An 11410-nucleotide genomic window follows, 5' to 3' on the forward strand; every position below is an offset into this window, starting at 1 on the left:
AAAGAATATAGATGAAAGGAAGTGAAAAAGTCGAGACAAAGTCTACTCGACGGATATATGTATCAGATTAGTAATGAAAAATTCGGTTTATTTGTAACCGAATTAAGAAAGGAAAAGAATTTAACTCAAAAGGATTTGGCTGAAAAATTATATGTATCAGATAAAACAGTTAGCAAATGGGAACGTGGTCTTAGTATGCCCAATGTCGTATTACTCATACCAATAGCTGATATATTAGATGTTACCGTTACAGAATTGTTACGTGGAGAAAAAATAGATACACAGAAAAATATTGATAAAAAAGAAATCGAGGAATTGGTAGTAGGCTCTCTCGATATGGCTGTTAGGGATTCTATTCACCAGCATAGAAAAAACTGGATATTAGCATATTTGTTATGTTTTTTTATATCTATTACAGAAATTATTATGTTAGTTGTATCTGGAAGTTCGTTAGCTGAGATGAAAAGGGATATATTGCTAGTTACCGGGGGAATGCTTTTATTTGGTGCATGGTTTTGTTTCTTTGCAAAAGACATATTACCAACATATTATGATGCCAACAAGATAAATTATGTTTCACAAGGAATTTTTAGAATACATCTAGTTGGTTTATCTTTTAACAATGGAAATTGGATATATATCTGCACAACTTTAAAAATATGGATACTTGCAACAGTTGTTTTATATCCTCTTGCAGGTATTATAATAATCAATTGTTTCAATATAGCTTTATGGGATATTTTGAATAAAATTTTCCTAATTATGATATTAGGCGGTATGGTAGTTTCGATTTACATTATCGGGAAAAAATACGAATAATTAAATTACCTGTTATTGTTGTGGATAGTACTAATTTACAACATTCTTCATGGGAAATATGGAATGATGCAGAAGAGGTTGTGTTAAGAGAATTAGTGTACATTTAAAACGTGGAAAGCCCCTTCGGGAGCTTTTTTCTGTTTATAAGATAATTTCTGCCGGAGATTTTGATTTAATAATTTGATTTATAAAACTGGCAATGATACAATTAGCGTAATTTGAAAGAAAGCAGAGAAAATATGAGTGAAAACTTACTGATTGTTGAAGATGACAAAAAATTAAATGATGGAATACGTCTCGCATTGAAGAATGATTCCTATTTCTTTTATCAGTGCCAGACTTTGCAGGAGGCTAGAGAAATCTTGAAAAAGGAAGATATCACATTGGTTTTATTAGATGTGAACTTGCCGGATGGGAATGGGATTGATTTTGTAAGAGAAATAAGGAAAAACAGTCAGGTGCCGATTATCCTGCTTACAGTAAATAACATGGAAGTAGATATCGTAACAGGATTGGACGCTGGGGCAAATGATTATATTACGAAACCGTTTAGTTTGATGGTTTTGCGTGCAAGAGTGTCTGTGCAGCTTAGAAATAAAGATGCAGTAGTTAAGAATTCTATGGAGTTTGATGGATTCGAGTTCTATTTCGATAAAATGGAATTTTTCAAAAATGGAGAACTTATTGAACTGAGTAAGACAGAACAAAAACTCTTGAAAGTGCTGTGCGAAAACAGAGGAAAAGTAGTGAAGCGAGAATACCTGATTGACGAGGTATGGCAAGGAGATACAGAGTTTGTGGATGCTCATGCTCTGACTGTTGCAGTTAAACGTCTCAGAGACAAATTAGAAGATGATACGCAGAAGCCTAAATATATCAAAACGGTTTATGGAATTGGTTATACCTGGGCGGTGAATGGATGATAGAAATAATTATATTGATTGTAGGAATATTTGTTTTAAGTGGAATCTTCTGGCATAGCATTTTTTATCAGAAAGAAAAAAAGCTTTTGAACCGGCTGCAGCAAATGCTGGATTGTGCTATAGATGGAGAACTGGAACGGACAGAAATATCAGAAGAAAAGTACTCTGCTCTTGAAAACAGCATGAAACAACATTTAGACAGTAGCTTTCTGGCAAGAAAGAACCAACAGGAACAAAAAGAAGTGATACAGAAACTTATTTCCGACATTGCGCATCAGACGTTGACTCCTATTTCAAATTTGAAAATTTATGGTGAAATACTCTCTGAAACAAATCATGAAAATCAGGAGGAGATAGATACCATTTTGGAGCAGACAGAGAAATTAGATTTCCTGATACAATCATTGGTCAAATTATCACGGATGGAGAGTGGAATTATCGCAGTACATTCGGAGGATACTACTATTACACAGATGCTTGAATCCATACAGCAGCAGGTTAGCGTGAAAGCAAGGGAGAAGAATATTACTCTGAGCCTATGTGACACGGATTTGCATGTTCTATGTGATCCAAAATGGACTGTGGAGGCACTCGGAAATATTGTAGATAATGCGATTAAATACACAGCATGTGGGGGAAATGTTCAGGTAAAAGCTGAGCAGAATTCTTTCTTTGTAAAGATTGATATTATTGATGATGGCATTGGAATAGAAAAAGAAGAAATACCAAAGATATTTGGAAGGTTTTATCGGAGTCTGTCAGTGGCAGACCAGCCAGGAGTAGGAATTGGCTTATTCCTTGCAAGAGAGATTATTCAGGCACAAAAAGGGTATATAAAAGTGACATCAGAGAGAGGAAAGGGCTCTATCTTTTCTGTGTTTCTCCCGATATCAAAAAAGGAATAGTATCAAAACTGTGATATTTCAGAAACCGGATAGAGACATTGTTGTGATAAAGTCTGTATTGTAAAGAGCAATACAGGCTTTTTTAAAATATAAGACAGGGAGGAAGACATGAATATATTAAAAACGGTAGATTTACAAAAAATATATGGACAAGGAGAAACAGAAGTCAAAGCCCTTGATGGTGTAAATTTAGAAGTGGAAAAGGGGGAGTTTGTAGCGATTGTTGGAACTTCCGGGAGCGGAAAGTCTACGATGCTTCATATCATTGGAGGATTAGATAATCCAACATCTGGGCAGGTAATTGTGGATGGACAGAACTTAAGCCATATGACAGATGAAGAGCTTACCATTTTCCGACGCAGGAATATTGGTTTCGTATTTCAACAGTATAATCTGGTTCCGATGTTGAATGTATGGGAGAATATTATTCTTCCCGTGAAGCTGGATGGAAAAAAGATTGAAAAGAAATATGTAGATGAAATCATTGATACACTTGGTATTCGAACAAAATTGGAAAATCTGCCAAGTGCTCTATCCGGCGGACAGCAGCAGAGAGTGGCAATTGCGAGGGCTTTAGCTGCAAAACCTGCCATTTTGCTCGCTGACGAACCGACTGGAAATTTGGATTCGAAGACAAGTCAGGATGTATTAGGGCTTCTGAAAGTAACCAGTAAGCGTTTTCACCAAACCATCGTTATGATCACCCATAATGAAGAGATTGCCCAGATGGCAGACCGGATTTTACAGATAGAAGACGGAAAAATTGTTTCAGACAGTGGTGTGGTATAGCAGGGGGCGATTTTATGGTAAAAGTAGAGAATAAAGAGACGTTGCGATTATTAACGAGTCGTTTTATGAAAATGAATCGCGCCAGGAATGTTATTGCCGTTATTGCAATCATTCTGACTTCCCTTTTATTCACAAGTCTCTTTGTGGGAAGTGTATCTATGATTCTTTCCAAAAGAGCAACGGAAATTAAGCAGTTTATGGATTCTGCCCATGCCAGTGCACAGAATCTGTCAGAAGAAGATGCAAAGCGATTGCAGCAAACAATCGAACAGAGTGAAGATGTTAAGCGATATGGTTCCGGTATTTTTCTGGGAGCTGGAATGGACGAAAGGTTTGGTTTTTCCGTAGAGGTCCGATATGCAGATGAAAATACGGCAGAAAGTTTTAATTGTCTGCCAACCACAGGAAGACTGCCGGAGAAAGAAAATGAAGTAGCACTTAGCAGCATGGTATTGGAATCTCTGGGAGTTACACCAAAGATTGGGGAAGAAGTAACGCTGACCTGGGAAGTAAATCCCATGCTGAAACAATATAAGACAGATACGTTTAAGATATGTGGATTCTGGCAAGGAGACAAAGCTGTTTTAGGTCAGATGGTCTGGGTATCCGAAGCCTATGCAAAGGAGAATCGTTATCCCGTTACGCAGGAAGAATTAGAAAATGGTATCTACAATGGAGGAAAAGAGTATTTTCTCTGGTACAAGAACCTTTGGAATCTGGAAAAGAAAACGGAAAAGATATCTAAAGCAGCGGGATTTACGAGAGCTGGGACAGGAATGGAAGTCAATCCGGCATATAATCTCTTTGAAGAGGATTCATTTTCATTTTCTTCCTTAATTATAATGATTCTATTTGTTATATTAGCTGGATACCTGATTATTTATAATATCTTTAACATTTCTGTGAAAACTGATATCCGGGCTTACGGATTGTTAAAGAACGTGGGAACAACGGGAAAGCAGTTGAAAAAAATTGTACGTATGCAGGCGTGGAGATTATCAGCTATTGGTATTCCAGTCGGATTGCTTTGTGGTTATCTTGCAGGTCTTTGTATGGCTCCGTCCTTGACAGCAGATGCTGAAATTAGTGCACAGGCAGGACAGACTGCTCAGACAGTAGTATCAGCAAATCCTTTGATTTTTCTTGCAGCAGCGCTTTTGACACTTTTAACGGTGTATCTCTCTAGTCTGCAGGTTTGTAAAATGGTGGAAAGGGTATCTCCTGTGGAAGCTCTGCGTTTGGCAGAGGGAGAGCAGTCACATAGGAAAATAAAAAAGAATACTTCTGTAACCTGGTGGGGAATGGCAGTTCAAAATGTGTTACGAAATTGGAAAAAGGGATTGATTGTTATGCTTTCTATCGCTCTTTCTATGGTGGTTGTCAACTGTATCGTGATGCTGGTGCAGGGATATGATTTTAATTCTTACCGAAAAGTGCTTTTAGCTTCCGATTTTCAACTGGATCAGATGACGGGAAGTTTGTTAAATACGAATTTCAACGGTATTACACCTGAAATCAAAGAGATTCTGGACGAATGTCCTGATAGTGCTAAGACAGGATATGTGTATTATTCTGAGGAAACCCACAAGATGGAGCCGGAACTTCTGAAAACATGGGAAGCATTCGCAGATAAATATGAAAAAAACTGGAACGATTATGAAAAACAGGTTTGGGAAGAGGCAAAGGCTTCCAATACAGTAAGTGTTCATTTTCTCGGAATCAGCGAGTCGGTGTTTGACAAATTAGAATGGAGAGGGGAAAAATGCTCTTGGGATACATTTAAAAGCGGAAATTATGTGCTTGTAGATTATGGTAATAAATATGCAGAGCGTCCGGTTTCTTATTATCAGACTGGGGGTATTTTTCAGATGGATTACAAAAATGGAAACCAAAAAGATTACGAAGTCATCGGAGAAGCACTGATGCCATATGCATTGGATTATCCGTATGCGGACTGTATCTATATCACGGTATTGGTTCCCGAAGAGGAGTATATCACCCAGACAGGAAATGAATCAGCCATGTATGCTGCCATTGATGCAAAGAAGGGCGAGGACAAGCAGATAAAAGAATACATTGATAAAAATATTTTGAAAGAAAATGATATGATCAACGTGTTTTCTGTATTGGACATGAAAGAGAGCTTTCAGCGGTATGTCAGTAAATATTATATGATCGGTAGTTTTCTTGTTGTTATTTTAGCTTTTATTGGCATTATGAATTTCTTTAATACAACAGCAACCTCTGTAATCAGCAGAAAAAAAGAACTGGCACTTTTGGAAGTTGTGGGAATGACGAAAAAACAGGTATCGAAAATGCTAGTGACTGAGGGATTCCTATATTTGGGAGGCGCATTTGTGATTGCAGTATTGCTAATTGTATTTGGAGCAAAGCAGATTTTAGTAAATACGCTCGGTACGGCATTTTTCTTCCGGCTGCATCTTACAATCGTGCCATGTGTGCTTATGATTCCAATTTTGGTTGGGATTGCGTATGTGATACCAAAGTATCAGTTTGAAAAGATGAGTCGGGAAAGCATTGTTGAAAGGATTCGGAAAGAATAATAACAATATGTAAATTAGGCGTATGGATTTGATGAATCCATGCGCCTTTTTAGAAAAATATAAATAAAAACAAAAGAATCCTAACTTTTTTTATAGTAGGATTGTTATATTATTTAGAAAACAGAGGGAGGCAAATTTGCGAATGGAATACAAAACTGATTCTTTGTTAGTACATCTAGCAAGAGCAGGAGATGAAGATGCGTGTGAAAAACTGGTCAAAAAATATTACTCAAGTATATATCAATATTGTTTGCTACATATCAATGATCCATATGAGGCAGAGGATTTGACACAAGAAGTGTTTACACGTTTCTTTTCCAATTTATATAGATATAAAGAATATGGAAAAGTTAAGAATTATCTTTATACAATTGCCGGAAATACCGTTAAAAATTATTACAAAAAGAAAAAAGATATTCCATCAGAGGAACTGCTAAAATCAGAGGACTGTAGTAAAAATCATGTAGAAGAGCTAGGAGTCCGATTAACTATTGAACAGGCAGTGAGAAAGTTACCGGAAGAAATTAGAGAAACGGCAGTTTTATATTTTTTTCAGGAATTGAAGCAAAGAGAAATTGCAGAATTACTTCATATCAAACTTTCTCTTGTAAAATATCGAATCGGAAGAGCAAAAGAACTTTTAATGAAAGAGTTGGAGGTGAAAAAAGATGAAGAATTATAAGCAACAAATAAAGGAATATAAAGAGGAGATTGAAGAAAAGTATGTAAGGGCTGAAGCAGAGAACAAAACAGTAAAAGCATGTCAGAATATTTTGTCAGAGTCGGTTTTATCGAAACAATCGCATAGAACATCTTATTTTGAATTTTTGTATGAACAGACAAAATTCATAAAAAAAAGATGGTGGATTTTACAAGGTTGTGTTCTTATGTGTCTATGGATATGGTTGAGTAATTATACGTCAGACATAAAAGATATGATGAGGATTATGGGAATATCTGCCACAATATTTGTGGTTCTGATTATCCCGGAAATTTGGAAAAACAGAAGAAATGGTGCGATTGAGATTGAGCAGGCGTCTTATTACACACTGCGTCAGATTTGTACAGCAAGAATGTTAATGTTTGGAGTAGTGGATCTGGTGATCGTTATGGTGTTTTTGGCAATTACATATCAAACAACAATACTCTCGTTAAGTGATTTGGTGGTTAATTTTTTGCTTCCGGTAAATGTTTCATGTTGTATATGTTTTCGTGTATTGTACAGCAGATGGGAAAAATCAGAATATATAGCAGTGCTTTCTTGTCTGGTATGGGTTGGTTTATGGATGATGATTGTTGCAAATGATGTTATTTATCAGAAAATTGTAACTCCGGTATGGGTGGCTATGCTGATATTGACTTTTGTATATTTTGTTTTTTGTGTTCAGAAGTCATTAGTATTTGATGAAAAAATTTTGGAGGATTACACGTATGAAATTAGAATTTAAAAATGTAACAAAACAATACGGAGAAGTAAATGCTGTTAATAAAGTGAATTGTGTTATGGAAAAAGGAATTTATGGACTGCTTGGAGTAAATGGAGCAGGAAAGACCACATTAATGCGTATGCTTTGTACGATTGTTCAACCATCAGAAGGACAAATATTATGGAATGGTAAAGATATATGGAAACTAGGAGGTGAATACCGAGAAGTTCTGGGATATTTACCACAGGATTTTGGATATTATCCAGATTTGACCGTATATGATTATATGATGTACATTTCTTCTATAAAAGGGTTAAAAATGCCGTTTGCCAGAAAAAAAGTGAAGCAATTATTAAATCAAGTAGGAATGGAAAAATTCAGTAAAAGAAAAATGAAGAATTTGTCTGGAGGAATGGTTAGACGTGTAGGAATAGCACAGGCGATGTTAAACGATCCGCAAATTCTTGTCCTGGACGAACCTACCGCTGGATTAGACCCGAATGAAAGAATACGTTTTCGTAATTTAATTAGTGAATTGTCGGAAGAACGTTTGGTGCTCTTGTCTACACATATTGTATCGGATATTGAGTACATTGCGAATAACATTATGTTAATGAAAGATGGAGAACTTTTTTATGCAGGTACTGCGGAAGATTTAGTATCTTCTATGAAAGAAAAGGTATGGCAATGTAATGTTTCGAGAAGTATGATAGACAAATATATGAATGAATATTTGGTTGGAAATATAAAAACAACAAAAACCGGAGCAGAGCTTAGAATTATTTCAATAGAAAAGCCAACAGAAGATGCTGTGGCTGTAGAAAAAAATCTGGAAGATGCATTTCTATTTTATTTTGGAGAAAAATCGGAGGAAAAACAAGATGCTTAAATTAGAATTAAAACGAATTTTTTCAAAGAAAATTAATGTATTTGCAATCGGATTGGCATTGATACTTGCTGTCATTTTTAGCGGATTTGCAGTTACAAGTAATCGCTATGTGGATGAGAATGGAAATGCTAGTACTGGAATTATGGCAACAAGAAAACTTACAGATAACAGACGAGCATGGAAAGGTACATTGACAGAAGATGAACTTGGAAAAGTTATAGAACAAAATAAAAATGCGGTGACACAATCCTCAGAAGAAAATGCGATTTACGGAACGACATTACAACCGATAGATGATATTAGGGGTTTTATAATATCGGTATTAACACCGGATGCAGAATATGATGAAAGTGTTCTGAATCAAATTACAGAAGAAAATATACAAGAGTTCTATAACACTTATCATAAAAATATGAAAAAGATGGCAGAAGAATATGGAAAGACTGCTGTTCAGAAAAAATACTTGGAAAAGAAATATAATGAAATAAAATTACCAGTAGAATACGAATCTTATAGTTCATGGGATACTATGATTATGTATGTAGAAACGTATTCTATTATTCTGGCAATCATAGTTGGTTTTATTTGTGCTGGAATATTTGCAGATGATTTTCAGACAAAAGCAGATGCAGTATTTTTCTCTACAAAGTATGGACGTACAAAAGCTGTTAAAACAAAAATACTGGCAGGAATAGTTACAACAGTTATGATTTATTGTATGGGAATTATATTACTTAGTGTGATTTGCTTTGGAATTATGGGAACCAGTGGTATGAATACACCCTATCAAATGTATCAGGCATATAGTATTTACATTATGTCATATGGACAATACTATTTGTTGACAGTTGTATGTGGATTTATAGCCAGTATGCTGGCGGCTTCAGTGTCTATGTTAGTAGCGGCTAAAATGCATACAATTAGTGTCGCTGTTTGCATTCCGTTCTTTTTATATTGCTTATTGCCATTTATAGGACGGGCACTTTCTGGGTATACAACGCTTTTCAATTTGATACCAACAATTTTGACAAATGTACAGGCAAGTGTAAAAGTCCCACTTATTTATCAGATTGGGAATTGTGTATTTCGACAAATTCCGCTTGTAATGGTAATGTATACCGTGATGGCAATAGCCTTACTGCCTTTTATTTATAAGAGTTTTCGCAGATACGGAAATAAGTAAAAATTGTATTCATACTCATGAAAAACAAAGTAAGTAAAATATTTTCTGGAAAAATCAAAGCATAATTTAAAGATTTAAGGCGGGCAAGTTGCCCGCCTTAAATTGCACGTATTATGTTAAAAGACCAGATAGAGTTTTTCCAATGGAAAATCCAATCTGTGGATATAACTCCTGAATCTCCCGATATTTTGCTTCAATCATTTCAGGCTCATCAGCCCAGATCTTTTCATATATTTTGAAAGCTTTTTTAAAATGTGTTTTGGCTTGTGAAAGATTGGCGGTCATCAGATAAATGGTTGCAAGGTTTTCCTGTACTTTGGCATAATCCAGACATTCATCGGAATGGTATTCCTTGATGATACCGGATAATTTTTGCAATTCGGAGATTCTTCTTTCGGGTTCCTGCTGTTCTGTTAGGAGCATTGCATAATTGGCAATCTGAGGTATGCTGTCATTTATATGAAGCAGGTTAAATTGGTCAAGCAGTGAGATACTTTTTCCCATGTGTTCTCTTGCAAGATCGGGATAACCGTTCATGCGGTAAAGTCCTCCAAGATTGGCATGAAGGTTAGAAACGAGGCGAGCATTGTCAGCAGTGATATTTTCTATCTGGGCAAGTGCATTTTTTTCCAGTTTTATTGCTTTTTCAGGTTGGGTTTCAAGGGCTGCCTGAAAATCCAGTAATAACGCCCGGTCAGAGTCGGTGCCAATGCTTTTTGTCTTTAACAGTACCTTCAGTTCCTGAATGATTTCCTTCATACCTTTGTGATAGTTATAGTTATCCATGTATGGAAATGCATTTTCCAAAAAAAGCAGATACTTTGGCATATCATCTTTTTCAATCAGATCTAAGATATTTCCTATTGTTTGAAATAGCTTTTTATAATAATCTACTTCCATTCCATGCATTAAACATATGTGCTGTAAAGAATCCAGCAATGTGTGGCAACTACTTACAGATGGTTTTGTCTCTGAAAGAGTGATTTCCTGAATCATCGGATGCAGAGAGAGTGTGCGACGTGTTGTTGTCTGAACGAAACCAGTCTCAATTAAATCGTTGATTTCATTTAGTGTGGGCAGTTCCAGCCATTTGGCAAATATACGGGCAGAAATACCGGTGGAAGGAAGAAAGCATAGATTACACATGATATCCTGCTGTTTAAGAGATAAAGTGTATAGAGAAAACAGCGTATGGATATGATTGTAATAGGTGGCTTTGCTGCTTTGTCCATCTTTGATTATTTTAATTTTATCTTCGTTATGGAAAGATGCTTTTTCCGCCTGAAGTCTTGTTAATAACTGGTCTGGAGTCGAGATTCCATTTTCCAGAAGTTTTGCTGCCAGTTCCACGGCAAAAGTATGAGAGTGAACAGTTTCGATGATTTTTTCAACTGTTGCCCGGTACGTGTCTGCCTCTGAATAAAATACTGATGCCAGTTGGAAGAGAGCGTTCATATCTGATATTTCTTTTAATGGCAGAGTACAGTATTCATCCAGTCTGCTTCTGGTTGTAAACAAAATCTGGCAGCGATATTTTAATACTACTGACAGAAAGCTGTCTTGTGTAGCAGTGACATTAAAATTATCTATGATCAACAGAGTATCAGATTTCAGGGAACGCAGAAAACGGTTATGTCTTTGAAACCGTTCCTGTTCAGTGCTTTCCGGCAGATCGTCAATAAAATCCATGTCAGTAATATCCTGATGAAGATTGCCGGTATATTCTACATATAGAATGTTAGTGTAATGATCTTTGTAATGTTTTGCGTAGGCTTTGGCAAGTTCGCTTTTTCCAATACCGGCAATTCCGCAAAGAAAAACATGGCGGTTTTCTTCAAGCATGGTATATAATTCTTCCAGTTCTTTATCTCTTCCGATAAAATGACGGCATGGTTTCGGAACCTCACTGTC

10 protein-coding genes are annotated in these 11410 nt (G+C 36.1%); 9 read left to right on the forward strand and 1 reads right to left on the reverse strand.

Annotated features, from left to right (window positions below; genetic code table 11):
- Positions 1–57 precede the first annotated feature (57 nt).
- From DWX26_RS16155 to DWX26_RS16195, 9 genes are all read left to right on the forward strand, one after another.
- Positions 58–819, forward strand: a complete 762-nt coding sequence (locus DWX26_RS16155; RefSeq protein WP_055265582.1) for a helix-turn-helix domain-containing protein — start codon at positions 58–60, stop codon at positions 817–819.
- A 239-nt stretch (positions 820–1058) separates the two neighbouring features.
- Positions 1059–1742 (forward strand): response regulator transcription factor, encoded by a 684-nt coding sequence (locus DWX26_RS16160; RefSeq protein ID WP_055265584.1) that lies wholly within the window; start codon positions 1059–1061, stop codon positions 1740–1742.
- Positions 1739–2647 (forward strand): sensor histidine kinase, encoded by a 909-nt coding sequence (locus DWX26_RS16165; RefSeq protein WP_055265586.1) that lies wholly within the window; start codon positions 1739–1741, stop codon positions 2645–2647. Before DWX26_RS16160 ends, DWX26_RS16165 begins: the two co-directional genes overlap by 4 nt.
- A 108-nt stretch (positions 2648–2755) precedes the next feature.
- A complete protein-coding gene (locus DWX26_RS16170) occupies positions 2756–3436 on the forward strand; it encodes an ABC transporter ATP-binding protein (RefSeq protein WP_055265588.1) in 681 nt (226 codons plus the stop codon).
- 14 nt (positions 3437–3450) lie between these two features.
- Positions 3451–6000 (forward strand): ABC transporter permease, encoded by a 2550-nt coding sequence (locus tag DWX26_RS16175; protein WP_118601770.1) that lies wholly within the window; start codon positions 3451–3453, stop codon positions 5998–6000.
- 142 nt (positions 6001–6142) lie between these two features.
- Positions 6143–6682, forward strand: coding sequence for an RNA polymerase sigma factor (locus DWX26_RS16180; protein WP_005348545.1), 540 nt, complete (start codon positions 6143–6145; stop codon positions 6680–6682).
- On the forward strand, positions 6669–7448 hold the full coding sequence (locus DWX26_RS16185) for a hypothetical protein (protein ID WP_117805393.1): 780 nt from the start codon (positions 6669–6671) through the stop codon (positions 7446–7448). The genes DWX26_RS16180 and DWX26_RS16185 overlap by 14 nt, the downstream gene beginning before the upstream one ends.
- A complete protein-coding gene (locus tag DWX26_RS16190) occupies positions 7432–8316 on the forward strand; it encodes an ABC transporter ATP-binding protein (protein WP_005338319.1) in 885 nt (294 codons plus the stop codon). The genes DWX26_RS16185 and DWX26_RS16190 overlap by 17 nt, the downstream gene beginning before the upstream one ends.
- Complete coding sequence (locus DWX26_RS16195; protein WP_055265598.1) at positions 8309–9499, forward strand: ABC transporter permease; 1191 nt, start codon at positions 8309–8311, stop codon at positions 9497–9499. The genes DWX26_RS16190 and DWX26_RS16195 overlap by 8 nt, the downstream gene beginning before the upstream one ends.
- Before the next feature lie 111 nt (positions 9500–9610).
- Here DWX26_RS16195 and DWX26_RS16200 read toward each other — a convergent pair.
- A partial coding sequence (locus DWX26_RS16200) for a tetratricopeptide repeat protein (RefSeq protein ID WP_147398137.1) occupies positions 9611–11410 on the reverse strand: 1800 nt, incomplete at its 5' end.

Source organism: Blautia sp. AF19-1, from assembly GCF_003479155.1.
Taxonomy (GTDB): Bacteria; Bacillota; Clostridia; order Lachnospirales; family Lachnospiraceae; genus Fusicatenibacter; species Fusicatenibacter saccharivorans.